The 22906-nt window shown below is 65.2% G+C and carries 19 protein-coding genes and 3 pseudogenes; 12 read left to right on the forward strand and 10 right to left on the reverse strand.

The window, feature by feature from the left end:
• Window positions 1-259 precede the first annotated feature (259 nt).
• On the reverse strand, window positions 260-1324 hold the full coding sequence (locus tag ACKUB9_RS32350) for a ketopantoate reductase family protein (RefSeq protein ID WP_407530413.1): 1065 nt from the start codon (window positions 1322-1324) through the stop codon (window positions 260-262).
• Window positions 1325-1904: 580 nt separating this feature from the next.
• A complete protein-coding gene (oxlT, locus tag ACKUB9_RS32355) occupies window positions 1905-3203 on the reverse strand; it encodes an oxalate/formate MFS antiporter (RefSeq protein WP_407530414.1) in 1299 nt (432 codons plus the stop codon).
• Window positions 3204-3463: 260 nt separating this feature from the next.
• Here oxlT and ACKUB9_RS32360 point away from each other — a divergent pair.
• Window positions 3464-3574: pseudogene (locus ACKUB9_RS32360) on the forward strand (IS6 family transposase); the annotation flags it as partial.
• Between the two features lie 255 nt (window positions 3575-3829).
• Here the strand turns inward: ACKUB9_RS32360 and ACKUB9_RS32365 are convergent.
• A complete protein-coding gene (locus ACKUB9_RS32365; RefSeq protein WP_407530416.1) occupies window positions 3830-5110 on the reverse strand; it encodes a glycosyltransferase in 1281 nt (426 codons plus the stop codon).
• 481 nt (window positions 5111-5591) lie between these two features.
• Between ACKUB9_RS32365 and ACKUB9_RS32370 the strand changes: the two genes are divergently transcribed.
• Both ACKUB9_RS32370 and ACKUB9_RS32375 read left to right on the forward strand, forming a co-directional pair.
• Window positions 5592-6086, forward strand: a complete 495-nt coding sequence (locus ACKUB9_RS32370) for a hypothetical protein (RefSeq protein ID WP_407530441.1) — start codon at window positions 5592-5594, stop codon at window positions 6084-6086.
• A 129-nt stretch (window positions 6087-6215) separates the two neighbouring features.
• On the forward strand, window positions 6216-6428 hold the full coding sequence (locus tag ACKUB9_RS32375; RefSeq protein ID WP_407530418.1) for a hypervirulence associated TUDOR domain-containing protein: 213 nt from the start codon (window positions 6216-6218) through the stop codon (window positions 6426-6428).
• A gap of 35 nt (window positions 6429-6463) precedes the next feature.
• Here the strand turns inward: ACKUB9_RS32375 and ACKUB9_RS32380 are convergent, their stop codons facing one another.
• The gene (locus ACKUB9_RS32380; RefSeq protein WP_407530420.1) at window positions 6464-7675 is read right to left on the reverse strand and encodes a GAF domain-containing sensor histidine kinase; all 1212 of its coding nucleotides are present in this window, start codon (window positions 7673-7675) and stop codon (window positions 6464-6466) included.
• A 258-nt stretch (window positions 7676-7933) separates the two neighbouring features.
• Between ACKUB9_RS32380 and ACKUB9_RS32385 the strand changes: the two genes are divergently transcribed.
• A complete protein-coding gene (locus tag ACKUB9_RS32385) occupies window positions 7934-8134 on the forward strand; it encodes a hypothetical protein (protein WP_410824843.1) in 201 nt (66 codons plus the stop codon).
• 181 nt (window positions 8135-8315) lie between these two features.
• Entirely contained in the window at window positions 8316-9326 is a 1011-nt protein-coding gene (locus tag ACKUB9_RS32390) for an HWE histidine kinase domain-containing protein (RefSeq protein WP_407530422.1), read from the forward strand.
• Window positions 9327-9328: 2 nt separating this feature from the next.
• Here the strand turns inward: ACKUB9_RS32390 and ACKUB9_RS32395 are convergent, their stop codons facing one another.
• Complete coding sequence (locus ACKUB9_RS32395; RefSeq protein WP_407530424.1) at window positions 9329-11554, reverse strand: CHASE3 domain-containing protein; 2226 nt, start codon at window positions 11552-11554, stop codon at window positions 9329-9331.
• A gap of 1060 nt (window positions 11555-12614) precedes the next feature.
• On the opposite strand from ACKUB9_RS32395, the gene groES reads away from it, so the two are divergent.
• The 5 genes and pseudogenes from groES to ACKUB9_RS32420 all read left to right on the forward strand — a co-directional run bounded on the left by groES (window position 12615) and on the right by ACKUB9_RS32420 (window position 17943).
• Complete coding sequence (gene groES / locus ACKUB9_RS32400) at window positions 12615-12902, forward strand: co-chaperone GroES (protein ID WP_407530426.1); 288 nt, start codon at window positions 12615-12617, stop codon at window positions 12900-12902.
• 89 nt (window positions 12903-12991) lie between these two features.
• On the forward strand, window positions 12992-14632 hold the full coding sequence (gene groL / locus ACKUB9_RS32405) for a chaperonin GroEL (protein WP_410824314.1): 1641 nt from the start codon (window positions 12992-12994) through the stop codon (window positions 14630-14632).
• 1399 nt (window positions 14633-16031) lie between these two features.
• Entirely contained in the window at window positions 16032-16358 is a 327-nt protein-coding gene (locus ACKUB9_RS32410) for a hypothetical protein (protein ID WP_407530428.1), read from the forward strand.
• A 72-nt stretch (window positions 16359-16430) separates the two neighbouring features.
• Entirely contained in the window at window positions 16431-17042 is a 612-nt protein-coding gene (locus ACKUB9_RS32415; protein ID WP_407530430.1) for a 5-formyltetrahydrofolate cyclo-ligase, read from the forward strand.
• 224 nt (window positions 17043-17266) lie between these two features.
• Window positions 17267-17943, forward strand: a pseudogene (locus ACKUB9_RS32420) (IS6 family transposase).
• A 569-nt stretch (window positions 17944-18512) separates the two neighbouring features.
• Here ACKUB9_RS32420 and ACKUB9_RS32425 read toward each other — a convergent pair.
• From ACKUB9_RS32425 to ACKUB9_RS32435, 3 genes and pseudogenes are all read right to left on the reverse strand, one after another.
• Window positions 18513-18770 (reverse strand): hypothetical protein, encoded by a 258-nt coding sequence (locus ACKUB9_RS32425; RefSeq protein ID WP_407530432.1) that lies wholly within the window; start codon window positions 18768-18770, stop codon window positions 18513-18515.
• 306 nt (window positions 18771-19076) lie between these two features.
• Window positions 19077-19424: pseudogene (locus ACKUB9_RS32430) on the reverse strand (IS110 family transposase); the annotation flags it as partial.
• Between the two features lie 323 nt (window positions 19425-19747).
• Window positions 19748-19999: a hypothetical protein gene (locus tag ACKUB9_RS32435; protein ID WP_407530433.1), complete on the reverse strand. Its 252-nt coding sequence runs from the start codon at window positions 19997-19999 to the stop codon at window positions 19748-19750.
• 599 nt (window positions 20000-20598) lie between these two features.
• Between ACKUB9_RS32435 and ACKUB9_RS32440 the strand changes: the two genes are divergently transcribed.
• The gene (locus ACKUB9_RS32440; protein WP_407530435.1) at window positions 20599-20769 is read left to right on the forward strand and encodes a hypothetical protein; all 171 of its coding nucleotides are present in this window, start codon (window positions 20599-20601) and stop codon (window positions 20767-20769) included.
• Here ACKUB9_RS32440 and ACKUB9_RS32445 read toward each other — a convergent pair.
• Entirely contained in the window at window positions 20754-21005 is a 252-nt protein-coding gene (locus ACKUB9_RS32445) for a hypothetical protein (RefSeq protein ID WP_407530436.1), read from the reverse strand. The genes ACKUB9_RS32440 and ACKUB9_RS32445 overlap by 16 nt on opposite strands.
• A gap of 356 nt (window positions 21006-21361) precedes the next feature.
• Between ACKUB9_RS32445 and ACKUB9_RS32450 the strand changes: the two genes are divergently transcribed.
• Window positions 21362-21736 (forward strand): hypothetical protein, encoded by a 375-nt coding sequence (locus tag ACKUB9_RS32450; RefSeq protein WP_407530438.1) that lies wholly within the window; start codon window positions 21362-21364, stop codon window positions 21734-21736.
• A gap of 101 nt (window positions 21737-21837) precedes the next feature.
• Here the strand turns inward: ACKUB9_RS32450 and ACKUB9_RS32455 are convergent, their stop codons facing one another.
• Window positions 21838-22128, reverse strand: a complete 291-nt coding sequence (locus ACKUB9_RS32455) for a hypothetical protein (protein ID WP_407530443.1) — start codon at window positions 22126-22128, stop codon at window positions 21838-21840.
• Between the last annotated feature and the right edge of the window lie 778 nt (window positions 22129-22906).

The following is a 22906-nucleotide window of genomic DNA, read 5'->3' on the forward strand; positions in this document are numbered from 1 at the left end:
CTACCTCACACCCGAGCAAGCCGAGCGGAACGCGAGCTAAAACCCGTGTCCGCGAAATCGGGGGAGGATCAGAAGTGCGGCGGCTACATGGCTCCAACTGACCCAAAGCGGCCTCTCGAGAAGCGCGTCAGGAATATCCGGTTGCGAGCGTTTTCCGGACATTTGATTTCCTGACACGTCTCCCTGACATCCGCGGCAATGCGGGTCTACCGCGTACAGCACGTCAGCGAGGGCGGCGGTGAGATGCGACTATCGCACCTCAATCCGCGCCGAACCCGCCCGCGACGACTCGCTCGCCGAGTTTTCGATCCACCGTCTGGACCGTCCGGTCGATCTCGGCGTCAGGCGTGCCGAGCTGATGCGAGATCAACTTCACCAGCACGTCGACCCGCTCGATGTAGGGCGCCCCGCTCGCCACCGCACGAGCCGCTGAGGAGGGCTTGAGCAGGCTCTCGGCCGCCTTGGCATACTTCTCGAACGGCACCTGATCCTGCGGGTCGGCACCCAGCTGTCGGGCGATGGCTTCCACGTGCTCGTAGACCGCGCGTGAACGCGCCAGGTCGCCGTGCACCGCATCGCGGATCGATTGCGGCTCCTGCGGCGTGACGCAACGATAGTTCCCAGTCAGCAGCATCGACCATTTCGCCAGGGGGACAAACAGCGACTCGAACACCTTCAGCTTCACCGGTACGTCCTGCCCGCTGAGCCGCACCGCGTCGATGTCGGCCTCCAGCTCCCGAAGCAGCCGGTTGTGCGCCTCGTTCGCGAACAGCGCCGCCTTGAAGTTCGTCGGCAGCCCGACATGGAGGACGTTCGCCCCCTCGTCCGGCGGGCGGAAGGCTTGCGGGTCGGGTGAGCAGAGGGAGATCAACCCCGGCTCAAACTGGTCCCAGACCCAGGCATTGGTGTAGGCATCCTCTAGGTCCATGTTCGCGAGCGCCGGGATCCGCTTAAGGTACGGCAGGGGCGGCATGTTCATGAGCGAGAGACAGGGTAGCTTGGCCTCGGCGATCCGGATCATCAGGACCCGGATCGTGTGATCGTTATATTGCGGCTCCTGCATCGCGAGAACGACCAGATCGTAGCCGGACACGTCCACGTCTTCCGGCGGCATCGCCTCCAAGGTGCCGGGCAGGTCGCGCGATCGGATCGCCCGGTGGTCCGCCTCATCACGCAGCTTGATGCGAACTTCCGTGCCCTCACGATTGATCAGGTCTGCTGTTTTCTGCCGGCAGACCAGGGCCGCGTTGTGACCGGCCATCAGCAGCTTCGTCGCGAGCAGGGAGCCGTAGGAGGCTCCTAGGATCAGAACGTTGCGTGTCATGCTTTCTCTCCCAGGTTAATAGCCTTCGGAACGCTGCATGATCACCGTGCCGGCGTTCTCATCCACCAGCGTCAGCCGAGGACCAGCGATGCCATTTATCCGAGCCCACCCTTCGATTTGCGGGTTGAGGAGCGTAGGCCGGTCTCACCCAGAAGAGGCGTTGCAGACGCGGAGAGTTTAGCGATGTGCGTCAGAGGGCATTCCAGGCATCAGCGGAGGCGCAAAATTGCCGTCCACGATCGCAGCTGCAGACAAGATCAACCCTAAGGCAGAAACGTAAATCAAGACAAAAACATCGCGATTGCCGCCAATCGTAGCTAGCACGAGACCGGCGAAGGGAACGCTCTGCAAGGCGAGTGCAGCTGCAATGTTCATTCCGGACCTTTCGGAGGTCGGTGAGCCGAGTTCGACTCGCTGTCAGAATTACAAATTTAAGATGCTCTGCCCAGTGTCGGTTCGTTCAAGGGACTAGGTGGCAAGGCATGGGCCACTCTCAGAGGAGAGGGCCCATGTTTCACGCCATTGTCAGCAGCGATCCTGGCAGGTCAGCCCGCCCCGCCGAACCGGGGCGCGCTGAGGCTCAGGCGTGAGCGAGGGCGCCGGTAGGCGCAGCCACGCCGTTGGCGGCGTGATGACGCTTGAGCATCGGGCGCAGCACCGCCACTGCCAGGGCGGCGGCGATCAGGTCCATCGTCGCCACCGTGTAGAGCACCGTCGACCAGGTGCCGGTCGCCTGCATGATCAGGTTGCCGATCGGCACGAACAGCGCCGCAAAACCCTTGGCGCAGTAGAGAACGCCGTAGATCTTGCCGATGTGCTTGGAGCCGAACGTATCGGCAGCGGTCGCGCTGAACAGTGAGTACACCTCGCCCCAGGCCAGGAACACGATGCCCGACAGGATCACGAACGCCCACGGGTTCGAGCCGAAGTAGCCCAGCGCCACGATGCCGATCCCCTCCATCGCGAAGGCGATGAACATCGTCTTCTCACGCCCGATCCGGTCCGAGATCCAGCCGAACAGCGGCCGCGAGATGCCGTTCATGACGCGGTCGAGCATCAGAGCGAAGGGCAGCGCCGCCATGGCGAAGAAGTACAGGTTCACCTGGAAGTTCTTCACCCCCAGATCCGTCGCGATGACGCCGAGCTGGGCCACCGCCATCAGCCCGCCCGTCACCGTGCAGGTGAACATCAGCAGCATGACGTAGAAGACCGGCGTGCGCAGTGCCTCGCCGAGCGTGTAGTCGCGACGCGACTGCAGCACCTTGGTCGAGTACCTGACCTCGTCCTTGCCCGGCGAACGCATGAAGGCGGCGGCCAGCATGATGACCGCGCCCTGGATCAGGCCGAAGACGAAGAAGGCCTGGGCGTAGCTGCCCGCGTCGATCATCTTGGCGATCGGCAGGATGGTCAGCGCCGAGCCGGCGCCGTAGCCGCCCGCCGTCAGACCCACAGCCAGGCCGCGCTTGTCCGGGAACCACTTGAGAGCGTTGTTGACGCAGGTCGCGTAGACGCAGCCCACGCCGATGCCGCCGGCCACCGAGCCGAGATAGAAGCCGCTGAGCGAGGTGGCGTACGAGTTGATGACCCAGGCCAGGCCGGTCATCAGGCCGCCGAACATGACGACGCGGCTGGGACCGTACTTGTCGATGAAGTAGCCCTCGATCGGGGTGAGCCAAGTCTGCACGACCACGAAGATGGTGAAGGCGACTTGGATGGCGGCGCGATCCCAGCCGAAGGTCCTCTGGATCTCGGGAACGAACAGGGTCCAGGCGTACTGGATGTTGGCGGCGGCCACCATGCAGGTGACGCCAAATACAATCTGTAACCAGCGATTAGCGGACGGTTTCACCGCGGCTGGCGCGACAACGGGCGTTACCATGGGCGTTCTCCCTTGTCCTGGGCGGACATCTGACGGCCTTTTGGTTGGGACGAGCCCTGTGCGACGCCGTCTTCGGCTACGGCGAATCATGATCCGCTACAGGGTGCGATGTATGCAGTATTTGGTATGCCAGCCTCCGTGGCAAGCAGAATAATTCTGCTGCTGTGCTTGGAGGGCCGGTCGCAGACGCGAGCGGGCCCGCGTTCACGAGTCGTTAGGCATACCCGCCCAGCGTGCCGCCTCCGCTCCGGAGCCGGCCCATGATCCTCCACACCCTCGCCCTCAAGCTGGAGCGGCAAGCCCAAGGCGACTTCAAGGGCCGGCACTTCGAGGCCATGCTCGTCATCCAGGCCGTCTCCCGGCCCCTTCGTTGCTTGGGATCGATGGACCGGCGCCGAGCAGAGATATCGGTTCCTTACGCCGCTCTTATGCGAATCGCGTGCGTGAGGACCGGGAGCACGGCTGGCGAGCTGCCGCTAGGCCTGCTGCTGAGTTGACCTGACCGGCTGGCTTTGGAACGGGCTGTCACTGCCAAACGGTACCCAGAGGCCAACCAAGCCGGAGATGAATCGCGCGCCCGTCTCGACAACGCTCGGCACGAAACCTCCCAAACGGGGCGGCGCAGGCTAAGCAGCGCAGCCGTGGTCTACAAACATCCGCTCGACAGCGTCGCAAGCCGTCGCGATACCATCCTCTCGAGCCATACGCGCCCGAACTTCTGAGCAAGCGACAGCCACTGCGTCCGACGCGAGCAACTTGCCGATCACACGGCTGGTCCGAGCCGGCGTGAACTGCCAATGGCTCAAGGTGGTACCAGCCCCCAAACACCTGACGCGACGTCCCTCGTCTGCATGGTCGAACGCCAGAGGCACAACCAGCTGCGGACATCCCGCAGCGAGCGCCTGCGCCACCGTGCCGATCCCGCCATGATGGATCAACGCCGCGCAGGCGGGCAGCAGTCGGCTCAGCGGTGCGTAGGTCGTGTGGTGGATGTCCGTGGGTAGGCCGTCGGGGATCTGTTCCCCGCGGGGCGCTAAGAGGACACCGCGCCGTCCCAGCCGACGGCACACGGCTACCGCCGTCGCGAAGAACTGGTTGGCGCGGACCATCGCGGAGCCGTAGGTGAACGCGAGGGGCGGCGTGCCGGCGGTCAGGAAGGACTTCAGTTCGGGTGGAAGCTGGTCGGTGTCGCCGTGGATGTCGGCGAGCGGGAAGCCGGTCTGTGCCAGCTGCACCGGCCAATCCGGTTGAGGTGGCGCGTACCAGCCCGGTACCGCGAGCAGCACCCGCTGCGGACTGTGCCACCAGTGGCGCAATCGCTTGACCGGAGGAAGACCGAGGCTGGCTCGGAAGGCATTCAGCTGCGGAAGGGCCGCGGGTCCGATCACCACCTTGTCGGCACCGCGACCGAGCCAGTGACGCAGGCCGACCGGCAGCGCGTCCGGCAGCGGCAGCCCTGGCAGGCGCGGCGGGGCGAGCCGGCTCTCGACGAGCATTGGCATGAGGTGGAGGGTCGCGAGCGAGAGGCCGAGCCGGTCCTGCGCGACGCGAGCCCCGAACGCGAGCGAGGAGGCCACCGCGACGTCGATACCTGGGCGGCATTGTGCTTCGAGCCAGCGGTAGACCGGCTCGGCTGCCGCCGCGGCGGCCGTGAACAGAAGGCGGGCGCCCCGGATGGGTCGCCAGAGCCAAGGCGTGCCGACGACGCGGTCGAAGTCCGCCTGCGTGCCGATGGGGGTGAACGACAGGCCGGCGCGTGCCGCAAGCGCCGAGAAGGTTGCGGGCGCGGCGAGGCTGACCGCATAGCCGCGTGCTTTGAGCGCGGCGCCGAGCGCGATGAAGGGCAGAACGTCGCCGTGCGTGCCCAGCACCACGAGGAACACACGTCTGTCACCTCGTCCGCTCATGGCTGGCGACCGTCGAGGAGGTGTGCGGGCCGAACCCAGGGTTGGAGGCGCTAGCACCTGACCCGCCGTTTCGCTCCGAGGGTTCGACCAACGCGGAAACGCACGCAGCCTCGCACGGGCCGCAGGGTGGTTCCCCCACAAAGGTCAGCTGGCGGGCAGCGCCTTCTCGCGGCGATCGAGGGCCGGGTCTCGATGTGCCGGCTCTCGAAAGGTCCGCTGTCGGGTGGAAGAGCGGCCACTCCGGCAGCGCTGATACAATTTCCGCTTGTGGCGCACAGCCGAACAGGCCTGACGTGAACTCCTGACCTCTTCCGGACATTCAAACTTGTCAGTCCCGACGTCCGCTCTGGAGTATGAAGCGGACCTGCAAGCGGCGGCCACAACGTCAGCAGGTTCGGCTACATCGGCGACCCGCTGGAACACCGGCCGGCGCAAGCGCTTTGCCACCCGGTCGGGGCATCTCGGGCAATGGGCGGCGAACATGCGGGAATACGGAGCCTCGTTCGGTATCGGGTTCGTTGCGGGGATGCGCAGCATGTCCGCCTGCGCCGCGTTGACTTGGGCCGCATCGCAGGGCCGGACGCGCGGCGACGTCATCCCGTTGGGACCCGGCGCCAGGGCCCTCGCCACGACGGCCGCCCTCGCCGAGATGGCGGGTGACAAGATGCCCTTCGCCCCGGACCGCCGCATTCCGCCATCGTTCGCGTTCAGGCTCGCTATCGGGGCGGTCGGGGGCTGGGCGCTGACCGGGCGGGGCGCCTCGCCCCGGTCCGGCGCCTTGGCCGGCGTGGCGGGGGCGATCGCCGGCACGCTCCTCGGGCGCGCCGCGCGGGGCCCGGATTCACGAACGTGGGCCGGCCGTTCTCGGGGATTGACCGAGGACGCTGTCGCCGCCGGCTTGGCCACGCTGGTGGTCGCATCCGCGGACCATCACGGGTGGCGCAACCCGTCGGAGGGGCCCCGACAGATCCGATAGCGGAAGCCTTCCTACCTGGCGCTCCGCCGGAAGGGCTCCGGATCGGCGAGGCGGTACCGCGTGCGCGGCCTGCCCTCGGAACGCACCTCGAAGGGCCTTCGTTGCAGACACGAACCGAGGAGACGAGCGATGGCGGGCAAGAGCTTGAAGAAGGGCGACGAGGTGAAGTGGGATGCCGCCGGCGGCGAGGCTCACGGCACCGTCGTCAAGAAGGAGACCGGCACCACGAAGGTGAAGGGCCACACGGCCAAGGCGTCGCCGGCCGATCCTCAGTACAGGGTCAAGAGCGACAAGTCGGGCAAGGAGGCGGTCCACAAGGCGACCGAACTCAAGAAGGCTTAACGACGGGAAGCACACGGCTCCGGAAGCGGGCCTTCCTAAACCGGCATCCTGAAGGTGAAGGTCGTCGAGCCGGGGACGGAGATCGCTTCCAGCGTCCCGCCATGGGCCTTGGCGATCTCGGAGGCGATGTAGAGGCCGAGGCCGAGACCCTGCTGGCTCGGGCGCTCGGAGGCACGCACGAACGGCCTGAAGAGGCTGGGCATCGCCTCGGGCGGGATCGGCATGCCACCGTTCGTGACCGCGAGTTCGACGCCGCCGTCCACCATGACCCCGCGCACCCGGATCGGTGCATCCTCGCCGCCGTGGGTCACCGCGTTGGCCACGAGGTTGGACAGCAACTGACCGATCCGGACCGGGTCGCACCGGCAGGCGCCGATGCCGTCGAGCTCGGCCTCGATGCGGCGGTCGGGATGGCTGCCCCGGATCTCGTCGACAACCTGGCGGAGCATCGGGGCAAGCGGCACCGTGTCGGTCTTTTCCACGGCGATGCCGCCGCCCAAGCGCCCACGCGCGAAGTCGAGCACGTCGTCGATCAGCCCGGCCATCCGACTGACGCTCTTGCCCACCAGCTCCAGGATGCCGCGGCCGCGCTCCGACAGGACCTCGCGCGCCAAGAGCTTCGTCCCGGCATCAATGGATGCGAGCGGGTTGCGCAGGTCATGGCCGAGGACGGCGATGAACTGCTCGCGGAGCTCGGAGGTCGCCCGCTCGTCGTCGAGGGTTTCGGTGCGGCTCGCGAGGTCCGCGCGACTGACGGCCAAGTCGGCTCGGCTTGCGGCGAGATCGCTCGCGCCCGCGGCCAGCTGTCGGTGCGCGTCGACGTGGAAGGCGATGAGGTCGGCGAACATCTTGAACATGCCGACCAACCAGGGGGAGGACAGGTCGCGCGGCGTCCGGTCGAGGGCGCACAACGTGCCGAAGACGTCGCCCCCCGGCAGCACGATGGGCGTCGAGACGTAGCTGCGAAAGCCGTACATCGCCGGGGTGGGATGGCGGCAAAAGATGGAATCGTTCTCGACGTCGGAGATCACGACGGGTTCGAGGGCGTCGCGGACCTCGTTGCAGATGGTCGTCTCGACGTTGAGCTCGCGGCCGGGAGCGAGCCCGAAGCCGATCTCGTCCCGGACGCCGCAGGCGATCCAACGGTCCTCGGTAACCCGGGCGACGGCCGCGAAGCCCATGCCCGTTGTCCTGCAGACCACCTCCAGGATGGTCGGGATGGCCGCGATGCGAGCGACCAGGTCCACCGCATTCGCTCGTTCGTTCGACACCACCAAGTCCGTTCCGCAGCCCCGTCGATTGCGCGCCATCCTAGCTTCAGCGCCGGGGGCATCCTAGCGGCAAGGTCCCGTTACGGTGAAGGACCGCCCTCGACGCCGGCGGGCGAAGGCTCTCAAGCACTCCGGTCCCGATCCGAGACCAAGCGAAGGCGCGGGGTGCCGAGGCCCGCCATCGCCGCGGCGACCTTGCGTTCGAGCTCGCCGTCCCGGAACGGCTTCAGCACGATGCCCTCGACCCCGACGGATCCGGCCTGCGTCAGGGCGGCGGTGTCGGCGTACCCGGGCCTGCCGGTGGTGCTGGCCAGCGGCTACAGCGCGGTGCTCGCCGAGGAAGGCTCGCGCGGGTTCGAGTTGCTGCAGAAGCCGTACTCGGTCGAGGCGATCTCGCGGGTCCTACGCAAGGTCATCCGCCAAAGAGCGACTTGACGGGTCCCCGGGTTTCGACGCGTCCCTGTGCCCCGCATCCTCGCCCGACAGGTCCTGGCCGCCGTTCCCGCTCCACGGGGCGAAGGGTCGCGCGAGCTGGCTACGCAGGACCGCAACCCGTAGGGCTATCCCAGGTTTATCCGCAGTCCGGCGGGCTGGATGCCGGTATGAGGATCTGACCTTGCACGTTCGGGACGACGCGAAGCCGCTGAGGCCGGATCTGGAAGTTCTCCTGGCCGCGGTCGAGGCGTCGGGCGAAGCCATCCTGATCACCTCCGCCGAGCTGGACGAGCCGGGCCCGTGCATCGAGTACGTCAACCCCGCCTTCACCCGCATGACCGGCTACGAGGCGCAAGAGGTCGTCGGCCGTTCGCCGCGCATGCTCCAGGGCCCCAAGACGGACCGCGCGGTGCTGGACGCGTTGCGCGCTTCCCTGGCGGCCGGCGAGCCCGCCCAGGGCGAGGCAGTGAACTACCGCAAGGACGGCTCGACCTACGTCGTCGAGTGGCTGATCACCCCGGTGCGCGAAGCGGATGGGCGCATCACCCGCTGGATCTCGGCGCAACGCGACACCACCGAGCGGCGAGCCTACGAGGACCGGCAGGCGCTCATGGTGCGTGAGTTGCACCACCGGGTGAAGAACACGCTCGCCACCGTGCAGGCCGTGCTGAACGCCACTATGCGCTCGTCCCTCTCGACGGCCGAGTTCACCCAGGCCCTGTCGGGTCGGATCGCGTCGCTGGCCCGCACGCACGCGCTGATCACCGAGGACCTTGCCCAGGCCGCCTCGTTCGACGGGCTGCTGCAGGCCGAGCTCGATCCCTACGACGAGCGCGGGCGCCTCGCGCTCGAAGGCCCCCGGGTCGTGCTGCCATCGGAGCTCGCCGTACCGGTCGGCATGGCGCTCCATGAGCTGACCACCAACGCCCTACGGCACGGCTCGCTCGCCGACCCGAACGGCCGGCTCCAGGTGACCTGGTGGGTCGAGGATGGGCCCTGTGGCCGCGCCCTGCGCTGGGACTGGGCCGAGCATGACGGGCCTCCCGCCGGGCACCCCACCCGCGAGGGCTTCGGCCACCGCCTCCTCAACAAGGTGCTGGCCGCTCAGACGGGTGCCGAGGTCGATGTCGCGTTCGCGCCAGACGGGCTGAGGGTCTCCGTGCGCATGCCGCTGCCCGGCCCCGCCGCCTGAGGCTACCTATCCCGTTTGGGCCACAGGGCGACGACGTTGCCGACCTCAGCCACCGGAACGGATGCCGTCCCGAGCACCTCGGCGACCTTGCGGGCGAGTTGCTCGCGTTTGAACGGCTTGCCGACCAAGTGCACGCCGTCGTCGAGTCGGCCATGGTGCACGATGGAATTCTCGGTGTAGCCCGACATGAACACCACCCGCACCTCGGGGCGGATGGCCTGGACGCGCTCGGCGAGTTCGCGCCCGCGCACACGACCCGGCAGCACCACGTCGGTGAGCAGCAGGTCGATGGCGGAGGCGTTCGCACCGAACATCCGCAAGCCCTCCTCGCCGTCGGCCGCCTCAAGCACCCGGTAACCGAGGTCGGCGAGGATTGCACAGGCGATCTCGCGCACCGCCGCCTCGTCCTCCACCACCAGCACCGTCGCGGAGCCGCGTGGCAGCTCTATCGGCTCTACCCTACGCTGGGGCGCCGCCGCGGCGCGCACCGCACGCGGCAGGTAAATCTTAACGGTCGTGCCCTCGCCGGGCTCGGAGTAGATCTTCACGTGCCCGCCCGACTGCTTGACGAAGCCGAAGACCATGGCGAGGCCGAGGCCTGTTCCCTTGCCGTCGGGCTTGGTCGTGAAGAACGGCTCGAAGACGCGCGCCAGCACCTCCGGCGCCATGCCGTGGCCTGTGTCGGAGACCGCCACCATGGCGTAATCGCCGGGCAAGACCTCGGCGTGGTGCCGGGCGTATTCGAGGTCGAGCACCTTGTTGCCGAGCTCGATCGTAAGCCGCCCCCCGCCCGGCATCGCGTCGCGGGCGTTCAGCGCGAGGTTCAGCACCGCGCTCTCCAGCTGCGCCGGGTCGGCCATGGCAGGCCAGAGCCCGGCGGTCTCGACGTAGCGGACCTCGATGTGCTCGCCGAGGGTGCGGCGGAGCAACGGGACCAAGTCCGGTATGGTCGCGGCGAGGTCGATGGCGGCGGGCGCGAGCGGCTGCTTGCGGGCGAAGGCGAGAAGCTGCCCGGTGAGCGTCGCGCCGCGCTGGGCCGCCCATGCGGCCCGCTCGATGCGCTGCTGCAGCTTGACGTCGTCGGTCAGCTTGGCGCGGACGAACTCCAGATTGCCGAGGATGACCTGCAGCAGGTTGTTGAAGTCGTGCGCAATGCCGCCGGTCAACTGCCCGATGGCCTGCATCTTCTGGGCTTCCCGCAGGACGCCCTCGGCCTGGGCGCGTTTGGTCATGTCCGAGATGGTCAGAACGAAACCGCCGTCTGGCATCGGCGTGCGGCGGATCTCCAAGTGGTGCCCGTCGCCGCCCTGGCGCTCGTATGTGATGGCCTCGCGAGGGTTCTGGCTGCCGTGGCGGATCTGGTCCTCGGTCTCCAGCGCGGGCCGGCCCGGTTCGGCGGTGTGCTCGACGAAAGCGCCGTAGGTGGCTCCCGGCTGCATCATGGCCCTGGGCAGGTCGAGCAGCACCTGGAAGCACTCGTTCCAGCTCGCGAGCTTGCGGTCGGGCCCGAACACCGCCACGCCCTGGCTGAGGCTGTCGAGGGTGGTGCGTAGGCGCAGGGCAAGGTCGCGCTGCTCCTCCTCGGTCCTGTAGGAGCGAGACCATGCCTGGTTCAGGAGACGGGCAGCCCAGAGCAGGGTCAGGACAGCGAGAAGCGAGCCACCGACCACCATCCAGCGCACCCACCTCGCGCGGGCGTCGTTCTGGGCGAGGCGCTCGTCGAGCAGGCGCTGCTCGTCGGCCAGGATCGACGCGACCACGGCCTCGGCCTCGCGCATGTCGTTGCGGCCCGCGTCGGTATTGACGATGCGCAGCGCGGCCTCCAGCCCGCCGTCGCGGCGCGCCGGCACGGTCTGGGCGAGTTCCTCAAGCTTGTGCGAGACGACGGGTGCCAGCGACCGGATACGGTCCTGCTGGGCGGCGTTGTCGGCGGTGAGCGTCTGCAACTCGCCCTGGAGCACGCCGATCCGGTCGCGCGCCTCGTTGTAGGGCCCGAGATAGTCGTCGCGCCCCGTCAGCAGGTACCCTCGCTGGCCGCGCTCGGCGTCGCGCAGGGCGATGGCGAGGTCCTTGGTCGTGCCGAGCACACGGTAGCTGTGCTGGGACCACTCGCGAGCGACGCGGGCGGCGTTCAGCCGCTCCCAGGTCACCGCGCCGACGAGCGCCAGGATGACTACCAGCACACCGAAGACCAGGAGGTTGGCGCGCGTGACGAGGTAGCGGGTCATCGTGATGAAGCTCGCGGAGGTCGCGCCAGCGGTCGCGGCCCGAATACGTTGTCAGGCGATTGCGGGATTAGTGAGGCCTTCCGCGTTCGATAGGTCGTCAACGCGGTCCCGCACCGTCCTGATGAGCGTGCGGGTGACGGCCTGGGTCAGCTCCGCCGACCTCTGTAGCCGCTACACTCCAGGGCAATCCCGGAAGAAGTCCGTGATGCCTTTAGCTTGCTGCGTTCCGGCACTACGAGACGCCCGCCCTCGGCATCCAGCTATCAATGTGGATTTCTGAACCGCCTTCGGGGATTCGGTCGGGCCCGTCACGACCGCGCGCAGGGTAGCCCCGGCATCGACGACGAACCTGATCCGTCCGCGGCCGGCGATCGCCGGCTGACATTCGTTTGATGTCACACAACGTCAGGGTGTTGTGGCCGCCGGGACTTGCCACTCCATGCCAATGGCAGCTTTCGGATGCTAAGCGGCCATTCCGAGGGCTCTGTTTGAAAGGCCGCTTATGGCGCAGAGCCGAACAGGCGGATCGCGAACTCCTGACCCTGAGCAGCTCATCGTGACGAGTGTGAGGAGTGTCTGGTTCCGAGCGTGTTCCAGACCAGTGATGCCTCATGGGACCTGCGCGCGACGCGTCTCGATCGATGAAGCCGCCGCGACTTCGTCCGCTTGACGAGTGGCTTGCGACCTGTCTGAGTTCGCTGGAACTCCTAGACCGCGCCAGTTCGGATCGGACGGAGGGGTGAGATCCGGACGCGCAGGCCGCGTCGGTCTGTCCGATTCTCACCCCTGCCATACCCCGACCCGAGCCGACCTGCCACCACTTGGCGTGACCACGCCCTCTGCCCGACCCTGGCTCGAGCCCGCTTGCCCCTGGCTCGCGCGACAACGCGAGCAGTGTCACTGCAGACGTGCAGCTCAGCAGTGATATGCGGAGCCGACCGATGATCGTTAGCACTCAGTGATGCGGAGTGCTAAGACGCTTCGCAGGGAGGCGGAGACCTCTCTCGAGTGGCAGCCCTGGCAAGCCGCTCACCTCATCAGGCAGGAAACCGGAGGCCCTATGAAGTTTCGTCCGTTGCACGACCGCGTGGTCGTCCGCCGCATCGAGGCGGAGGAGAAGACTAAGGGCGGCATCATCATTCCCGATACCGCCAAGGAGAAGCCCCAGGAAGGCGAGATCGTCGCCGTGGGCCCGGGCGCTCGCGACGAGGCCGGCGAGCTCGTGCCCCTCGACGTCAAGGCCGGCGACCGGGTGCTGTTCGGCAAGTGGTCGGGCACCGAGGTCCGCCTCGACGGCCAGGACCTCCTGATCATGAAGGAATCCGACATCATGGGCGTCCTCACCTGAGACGGCCCCACGGACTCATGAGTTCCGCCCTTCGAGGCTGCCCATCCGGGGCGCCTTAGGGTTGCAATCCGACACCAAGGATCTGACCTATGGCTGCCAAGGACGTTCGTTTCTCTTCTGACGCACGCGAGAAGATGCTGCGCGGCGTCGACATCCTCGCCAACGCCGTGAAGGTCACGCTCGGCCCGAAGGGCCGCAACGTGGTGCTCGAGAAGAGCTTCGGCGCGCCCCGCATCACCAAGGACGGCGTCACCGTCGCCAAGGAGATCGAGCTTTCCGACCGCTTCGAGAACATGGGCGCCCAGATGGTGCGCGAAGTGGCTTCGAAGACCAGCGATATGGCGGGCGACGGCACCACCACCGCCACCGTGCTGGCCCAGGCCATCGTCAAGGAAGGCGCCAAGTACGTCGCCGCCGGCATGAACCCGATGGACCTGAAGCGCGGCATCGACCTCGCCACTGCCGCCGCCGTGAAGGACATTACCGGCCGCGCCAGGAAGGTTGCCTCGTCTGAGGGGATCGCCCAGGTCGGCACCATCTCGGCCAACGGCGACAAGGATATCGGCCAGATGATCGCACAGGCGATGCAGAAGGTCGGCAACGAGGGCGTGATCACGGCCGAAGAAGCAAAGACAGCCGAGACCGAGCTCGACGTCGTCGAGGGCATGCAGTTCGACCGCGGCTACCTCTCCCCGTACTTCATCACGAACGCGGAGAAAATGATCGCCGATCTCGAGGATCCCTACATCCTGATTCACGAGAAGAAATTGTCGTCTCTTCAGTCACTCTTGCCGATCCTGGAGGCGGTGGTTCAGACCGGCAAGCCGCTGCTGATCGTCGCCGAGGACATCGAGGGCGAGGCGCTGGCGACCCTGGTGGTGAACAAGCTGCGCGGCGGCCTGAAGGTCGCGGCCGTGAAGGCGCCGGGCTTCGGTGACCGCCGCAAGGCCATGCTGGAGGACATCGCGATCCTGACCGCCGGTCAGATGATCGCCGAGGACCTCGGCATCAAGCTCGAGAACGTGACCCTCCCGATGCTCGGCCGCGCCAAGCGGGTGCGCATCGAGAAGGAGAACACCACGATCATCGACGGCGCCGGCGACAAGGCCGACATCGAGGGCCGCGTCCAGCAGATCAAGGCGCAGATCGAGGAGACCACCTCGGACTACGACCGCGAGAAGCTGCAGGAGCGCCTGGCCAAGCTCGCGGGTGGAGTTGCAATCATCCGTGTCGGCGGCTCGACGGAGATCGAGGTCAAGGAGAAGAAGGACCGTGTAGAGGACGCCCTGCACGCCACCCGCGCGGCGGTGGAAGAGGGCATCGTTCCGGGCGGCGGCACCGCGCTGCTGCGGGCCCAGGCGGCCGTGGCCGCGCTCAAGAGCGACAATCCGGATGTTCAGGCCGGCATCAAGATCGTGCTCAAGGCCCTGGAAGCGCCGATCCGGCAGATCGCCGAGAACGCGGGCGTCGAGGGCTCGATCGTGGTCGGCCAGATCTCCAGCAACACGGGCTCCGAGACCTACGGCTTCAACGCCCAAACCGAGGAGTACGTGGACATGCTTGAGGCCGGCGTCGTCGATCCGGCCAAGGTGGTGCGTACGGCCCTGCAAGGGGCAGCCTCGGTCGCCGGCCTGCTCGTCACCACGGAGGCGATGGTGGCGGATGCGCCGAAGAAGGAGAGCCCCGCTCCCGCAATGCCGGGCGGCGGCATGGGCGGCATGGACTTCTGAGTTCGGCCACCTTGAAACCAGGCGGGCGGGCCGCTGCGAGGCGGCCTGCCAATCTCCGAACCCGAGCCCGGTTTCCTCCCATTCCCCACCTGCTTCGTTGGGGCGTGTGGGCGAGACCAGCCAGAGCCACAGGTCACGCTCGCCGACCTCGATGAGACTGACGAAGCCACGATCCCATCAAGCCGTCCACGAACGACCGACATGGCGGACAGGCCCGATGATCCGCCCCGCTCCGCCAGGATGATTATTCCGAGCAATCTCGCCACGCGGGCGCTGCTCGGGTGTGCCCGCAGGTCGCTCCTTCAACTCCATGGACGAGCGAAGTCGGCTGAGCAGCACTGATCTTTACAGGCACCCTCGCTGGCAGGCTTCACCTCCCGCAAGGGGTCTTGGAGTCCGACATCGGAGCTTGGCGGCAGGCGGAGCGAAACGGGAGCTACGGCCCCCGACATTGCGATGAACATCAGCGTGAGGACCGGCGCGCTCAGGATGGACCCATTGGCTGACTACGCCAGCGGCGTCGGTCTTGTCCGCGCCTGACGATGGCCGGGACCCGATTGCCGGGTGGTCGCTCCGTCCTCAATCAGCCACGTGGCCGTAGAGTTGGACAGCTGCCCACCTATGGGCGCAGAGTGGTGCCTCCCCCGCCGCGCTAGTCGGGAGCCATCAGGTTCGTTGCCGTACGCGCGAGGTGGGTGCTTGGCCTGTTTCCGATTGGCCGATTTCAAGGCAGCGCTGACGGGCTTGTCACGTTGGACAAGTATAGGCCGTTTTGGGCCCCAAAACGGCGGCAAAGTGGTCGGCTAAGCCATTGAAATCGCACGAACTGCGGCGGCTCGGCCCTTCAGTAGAGGCAAGTAACCAAGCCCAACGTGACAAGCCCTGGGAGAGCTCTCACCAGCGGGCGCGACGACGAGAGTGCAAGCAGCAGGGTATTGCGTCGTTCAGCTCAGCACCTCCTCTTACAGGCCCCCATCCAGAAATAATTCTATGTTCAACGTACCGAACTGTCGCGCCAGGCGCCCGGATGAAGGCACACCAGAGTTCGCCAGCAGTATCAGCATTCGCCAGAATTCGCCATGTCTAGCCGCTCTGTTCAGGCAATGAAATGGATAGCCTTTAACAAGGTCATCAAGTCTGCTTGTAAACTTATTTGGCGGGTGAAATGCCAGCGGTAAGCGTACGGCGCAATGCACCGGTTGATTTGACCGCATTCGACTGGTGGAATATTTTCTCAGCAATGTCACCCATTTTGGGTGTACATCATCCGGCCGAATGCTAATATGCACTCGCCGATCATGAGTTCGATGTAGGCTCTGAAGTGCAATGCTATGCTTCTGGTGATGCTGAGCTTGAGGCGAGCTGAAGGCTTCCGCCCAGCATGGCGAGGTAAACACCCATGAGCACGCATCTGGGTCGTTCTGCCGAGGAGTGGGCGAGGATCATCGCGGAGGCTTATGGAGCAGGGACACGCCCCCCTCTCACGCCGCGATTGCTGGAAGAGATGCGCATCATCCTCGCCGAGGCGCTCAGAGAAGCGGAGGCGGCCAGCAGTGCCGATGCCGAATGGTGTGAGCGCGTGAACTTGGTTCTGGATCGCAGCGAGATGTCCCTTCACGCCGCCGTTGGGCCTCGTTTGGCTGGCCTTGATGGAGCTGCCGGATCTGTTGTCATGGTGCACCGTTCTGAAGCCGGACGTCCACTACGGCCTTTCGGCGGGCAGTAGCCGATATCGTGGAGCATCGGCACCCTGGTCGACGTCGCAACGGATCAGCAGAGTACGGGCAGGAGTGGGTTGATGAGTGACACTCCCAGCAAATCGGGTGCCGGCTCCGGTCAGCCGAGCGCCGACGCGGACTGGCCGACAGTCCGTGATTGGCGCAAAACGATGCGAGCGAAGCTGGTCGAGCAGCGCATTGGCATTTCCGCTGAAGATCGCGCAGCACGGAGTAGCAGGATCAGTGGCGTGCTCGGAGCTAATCTGGAGCCATATAGCAGCAAGCTGATTGGCTTCTATTGGCCCTTCCGAGGCGAGTATGATCCACGAAGCGTCCTCTTGTCCATGCAGGAGAACGGCGCGCGACTTGCGCTTCCGGTGATCGTCGAGCGCGGGCAGCCACTCGTCTTTCGCGAGTGGTCACCGGGCAGCTTGATGAAGCAAGGAGTCTGGAACATTCCGATGCCGGAATCTGGCAAGCCAGTGTCTCCCGACGTACTGGTTGTGCCATTAGTCGGGTTTGACGAGCAGGGTTACCGGCTGGGCTACGGCGGCGGCTTCTACGATCGCACGATCGCCGCGATGCAGACACGGCCGCGCACCATCGGCGTAGGTTTCGAGCTCGGTCGTCTGACGACGATCTATCCGCAGCCGCATGACGTCCCATTGGAAGTGATCATCACGGAGCGATGACAAAGATCTGGGTTAGATCAAGGTTGGTCGGGCAGCAGCCCCCACATGCTCGAGCCATGCTTCTCGCTGTTATTGCCGGCATCGCTCTCGTGGCCGCCAGCATTCTGTTGCTCTACGAGGTGCTGGCGATAGCTGGACGGAAGCTGGGCACCCAGCGTCGGGGCTTGTCACGTTGAGCGGCGTCTTGGTTTGCCGCGGCTGATCCGGCACCGTAGCCGTACGGAATGAACGTGCTCTCCTACGCTGGCTACCGCTTCTCGTCCGAGATCATCCAGCGGACCGTCTGGATGTATCTCCGATTCTCCCTGAGTTTCCGGGATGTGGAAAAACTCCTGGCCGAGCGCGGCATCATCGTCGCCTACGAGAGTATCCGGCGTTGGGTGCTCACCTTCGGTCCCGCCATCGCGCGGCGGCTACGCGCCTCTCGCCCGAAGCCGCACGGCCGCTGGCACCTGGACGAAGTTTTCGTGCAGATCGCGGGCCGACAAATGTACTTGTGGCGAGCCGTGGACGCCGAAGGCGAGGTGCTGGACGTGCTGGTCCAGCACAAGCGGGACAGGCGCGCCGCCAAGAAGCAGGGCATGACACCCGACGCGTGGGTCATTGACAAATACCCGGCCTACGCAGCCGCGCTTCGTGAGATGAAGCTGAGCCAACTGGAGCACGTCCAGCGAAAACGAGCGAACAACCGGGCCGAGAGCTCGCACGTGCCGGTGCGACGACGAGAGGCGAAGGTGCAAGGCTTCAAGTCACCCTGCTCAGCTCAACGGCTTTTGTCGATGCACTGGGCACCTACAACGTCTTCACCGTTCCCCGTAACCTTGTCTCCGCTCCCACGCACCGGCTCTTCCGCGCCGAGGCGTTCGCGACTTGGCGCCGTGCGGCTGGCGTCGCGGCCTGAACCGGGCCAGCGTCGGTTTTCCTGCGGCCACGTCCGATAACATGACGAGCCCCGACCGAGGCCGCTCGGATCGAGAGCGCAGCTCACCTCGCCGCGGTCCTAGAAGCGGAACATGAGCCGATGATCGCACTTTTCCCTAGCTCGGGAATTAAGGCTCTGGACGCCGTAAGGCACTCGCGGGTGAGCAGAAAAGCGCCACCTGACGGCCCTTGGCGCACAATTCTACACCAAGGGGGTTGGAGATTAGGCGTAAAGGAGGTACCCCCTCGCCCAGGCAAAAGAAAAGGCCGCCCTCGCGAGCGGCCCGAAGTCTAGGGAGGAAACGCCCAAAGAGGGCAGCACGGCGGCGATGCCATCGCCGTCGTGCATTCATTTCTTGCCANCTCGCGAGCGGCCCGAAGTCTAGGGAGGAAACGCCCAAAGAGGGCAGCACGGCGGCGATGCCATCGCCGTCGTGCATTCATTTCTTGCCATGTTGCGGCGCACAATTCAATTGTACCTTAGTGTGTTGCAGGCATGCATCCCGGGCTTGGCTCCATGGGATTGAACTAGGGACGACAGGCTGAGCGTTACCCCACCCTTGCCAGCAGGATCGCCGTCCTGACCGCAGTGTGCCGTACAGCCTCGCTCCTTTCCTCGTCTGCCAGCATGTCAGTGATCCAGCGGTTGGCTAGTACGGCTGCGGCAACGTCGAGAGAGACTCCCACCGCGATCGAGCGCGGACAGGGCGTAGGATCCAGGAGATTGCCGGAAACGGCCGCGTTCAGGTCTTCATCGGTCACGAGGCTCGCCTTGTAGAGTTCGTCGAGGGTCTGTGCATCAGCCACGGCCAAACTCCCAAACCGGCACGCCCCGATGTCGCCCGGGCTTGTTCCTCTGGCAGCGCCACAGGTGCACCCGCAAGAACTCGGCCGTCACCTCGCGCACCGGGTACAGGCAGGGCATCAGCACGCCGCACCAGTCCGCGCGGATCGCGCCCGACTTCGGATGCGCGCTGAACAGGGTGAGCGTGGTCCAGGGGATGCGCGACTATGCCCACGGCGGCCTCGTTACCGTCACGTACTCCGCCCCGCTCGTCCCGGCCGCTTCCGCAGCCGTCAGCAGTGGCCCCGTCATCGTCCAGAATGCGCCTAACTCTTGAGCTCGACGAACCGCATGGTCGGCCGCGTCGCCGCCTCGGCGATCGCTTCCGCGTCCCGCTCTTCGTTCTTCTGCGCCTTCACGTAGGGCTGCACGTACTCCGGCGACATGAGCCGGATCGCGTGACCTTGGTCGCCCAGGACGCGGCCGAGGTGATGGGCGCCGCAGCACGCTTCCATCGCGACCGTGCAGGCCGGCAGCGTCGCGGCGAGCCGGACGATGCCCTCCCGCGTCAGCCGACGTCGCAGGACGACCCGCCCTGTCTCGTCCAGGCCCGCAACGCTGCAACTGTTCTTGCCAAGGTCGATCCCGAGAACCGCGATCCTGGCTGCCGTCTTCATCGTCCGCTCCTCCCTTCTCGTGATGCCGTCAGCGTAGCGCCGACGGAGCCGGAGGGGCGGGCCATCCCATAAAAGATGCACGCCTGGGCACTCGCCCCAGCGTCGCGGCTCGGCGGCGGTATCGACACCGCGCTCAGCCCGTTCGGCGAGACCGGCACCCCGGCTGTCTGCCTCACGGTCCCGCGCGACGAGGCGCGTGACTTCGCCCAGTCGGTGCTGCGTGCGGCAGGGGATGGGGCGGAGCGGACGGGTCGGTCACAGGTGAAGGGCTTACGGTGACCCGTTCCCTCGTCATTGACAGATTCGAAACCAACACTGAGCATCTAAGTTGCTGCGATGTATCGACTTTCAAGCTGACGCATATGCCGTCCCATTACTTGGATGATATACTTAGCAATCATGAGTCGATCTTTTGCCGAGCCGCCTTCTGTTCTTGCGGTGTATCCAGGATAAAGGGCACTGTTCGTAATATTATCGAAATCAATCGAAATGATTTTCACGGAATCAACGCGATTATTGATTTCGGCGCGAACTTCAGACGCAAGGCGATCCAGTGCATTCCGGTTGATTTTCATTGTGGCATTTCCTCCTCTGACTGATTTTTGGGCCTATCTCAATCGAAAGGCAGCAATTTGGTTCCAAATATTTGCATTAAATTATGGTCACATTGTTCCTTAATAACAAAAACCAAATACAATCGCCGCGCCGGCCAAAGCCCACCCGAGCGCCCTGGGCAAGACACCTTCTCGGGTGTGCTGCTTCGCGAGACGCCGGTCCAGAACCTCGACGCGCGTGCGGCCGGGAGGGCGACGTGATGCGGCCCCTCGTGATCGACGGCTTCGAGGAGAAAAGCGCCTTTCACATCACCGCCGTCGCCCACGGCAGTGATGAGCAGGTGTTCCGCGCTTCACATCGAGCGACCTAGTACTGCACGCTCATTGCGATCACTATAGTCGAAAGCAGAACTAGCGAAATCCACACCAACACGGGTGTGATGCTCTCTGCATGCTGGCGTAGTGTCTGTAGGAGCGCAGCACCAAGTGTGAAAAATGCCGCTGATGCAAGCGGCGTGACGAGCAATTCCATGAACCATCCAACGCTGGGTGCCTCGCGAGGCTTAGCGAAGATCATGCCGAAGCGCGTCCTTACTCACGCGCATAGAGGGGATGTTCCTGTGACCTCCGCTCGCCTCAGCCCTGACCTGTTCGCCGTCGGCGCCGAGCGCCTCGTCTACGGCGATGCCGTCGCGCTCACCCTCCAGTCGCCTCTCACCCATGGCCCGCAGCACCGCCACTGGGGCATCGAAAGCTTCGCGGGTGGGCACGCTCATCAGTGCAGCGTGTAGTCCCTGACGTCATACATGCTGCTAAGATCAACCACGAGCGTTGCTATAGCTCGGCCCAACACTCGTTGATTTTCCTCCTGCACCCCTTCCGTCACGATGAGGAGTCTAGGGAGATCCTCGCTGTTGGAAGCGTCCTCGAACTCCAAGGAGATCAGCTTCTCGCCTTCGGGCAAGACTTGAATTTTATCCACAATCATGTCGGCGATTTGCGCCCAGGTTTTCCGCTCAAGCTTCATTGCGGGCCTTTCACTAAAAGCGGGACGTGCGTCCCAAAGCAGGCCGCTGTCATTCACTTGAGTGATGGAGCGGCATCATGACCGCCACCCGCCTCAGCCTGGAACTTTTCACCGCCGGCATTGGCCAAGCAGCTGGGCCGGCGACGAAGCGACCGGGGATATTCCGCTCGATGCTGTCTTAGCGGACGGCTCCGTGCAGCCACTGTTGGTGTGAGGGCGCGATGCCGTTTGCACAACGAACCGAGCTTTCGAGACATAGCGGAAACTCAGCGCCGACAGAGGCCCGAACCGTGAACGCGGGCCAATCCCTCCCGCCCGTGACTTCCACTAAAGCAGAACCGAAGCGATTCAGACACTTGCTCAATGCGAGCGAGAAAAACTCTCTAGAACGTATAAAGCATTATCCCAGCGATACTGAGGGAAAATGCTGCCAACAGCAGAAGGCTGTTACTGCGATCGTCGCGCCGTTCCCGGCCCAGAAAGCTGATGATGAGGATTACAGCGCCGGTCACAGCCGAGAGAACCCCGACTATCTTCATCCTGCGCGACCTTTCCGGGGCGTGCGTGCAAGGCATGGCAGTAGTGAAGCAGGAGATCCCGCGAGTCCATCTGGCGGGCAGGCAGACAGCCGCTCTGGCCGCCGCATGGAGATCTGGGCCTGGCCGCCCGGGCAGGCAGCTGCTGCGCTCGCCGATGCGGTGGTAATGCGCGCCCTGACCGCCGTGGAGTGAGGACGAGGGCTGAGCACAGCGCCGTCGAGTGGACTGAGACGACGCGGTCACGCAGAGCCGCCCCCGGTGTGAGACGAGCGATGTTGCCCTTTCCTCCAATTCTACTGGTCGTCACCGAACTCGTCGCGACCCGGCTCGATGCAGCGATACCCAACGAGGCACTCCGGGTTATCACGCGTCGGAACGAACGCGTTGGCAGCTACCTCCGTGGGCTCGCAGAAGCTGCGGTCGCGCACAAAGCGGTCGTAGGTGAAGCGCCCTGTCCCGAGTACCAATGCGCCGCGCGTGGAGACGAGCCCGGCCGCTTGCTGACACGTCATTGTCACGCTCGATGGCCGTTCCTGGGCACCTGCAGCGCTAGACAATCCAACGAGCACAACAGCCTGCGCCATCATCAGGGCTTTGAGCGCGCGATAATCTCTGAGCACAACCCTCTCCATTGCGATCGAGCAGCCAACGCACGTTCGACATATTGGGTTTTATCGATTGGCGTCGGCCGCGAGCCGACCGCAAGCGCATATCACTGCGACAATACCGACTTGCCCCCGATCGCAGCAGAGTGAGAGCGATGACCGAGCATAGCATGATTATACGCGAGATGATCACGGCAGCGGCCGCAGCGATCGCGAATACTTGCGGCGGGCGACGAGGCGCGCCGGAGATCAGCAACATCTTTCGCATTCTGCCACACAGGTTGCGCGATGAGGCGCGGGCCCACGCCCAGGCGGTGCTGCGCGCGGCAGGAGATGGGGCGGAGCGGGCGCATCGACCGCGGGTGGATGGTGGGCAGTGATCGACCATCTCATCATTGTCTTCGCTGCATCGATCCAAGCTATGCTTGCCTGCTCGAAGAGGCGCGCATGTTGTCTACTTAGGTTGAAGACGGCTCGACGAAATCTGCCCGCGCTGCACGCTCCTTTACCGCCAAAAACGCGCTGCCGCCCTGCTTACATTCCGTCTATTAGACAGAATTGCGCGCTATTCATCCCAAATATCATCATGGATCCGGTGGAAGCGCGTCACTGCTCTGAAGAGAGTAGCAAATCCACCCTTCAGATTGTCGGACATCACCCAGAGTTCGCGTGGCACTCCGGATGCGCTCATACCAACCCTCACTGATCAGAACCCACGGGCCCAGGCGCGCAGGCCGATGGACATGATGCGCCAGGG

Origin of the sequence: Methylobacterium oryzisoli, assembly GCF_046557895.1 — a bacterium.
GTDB classification, from domain to species: Bacteria; Pseudomonadota; Alphaproteobacteria; order Rhizobiales; family Beijerinckiaceae; genus Methylobacterium; species Methylobacterium oryzisoli.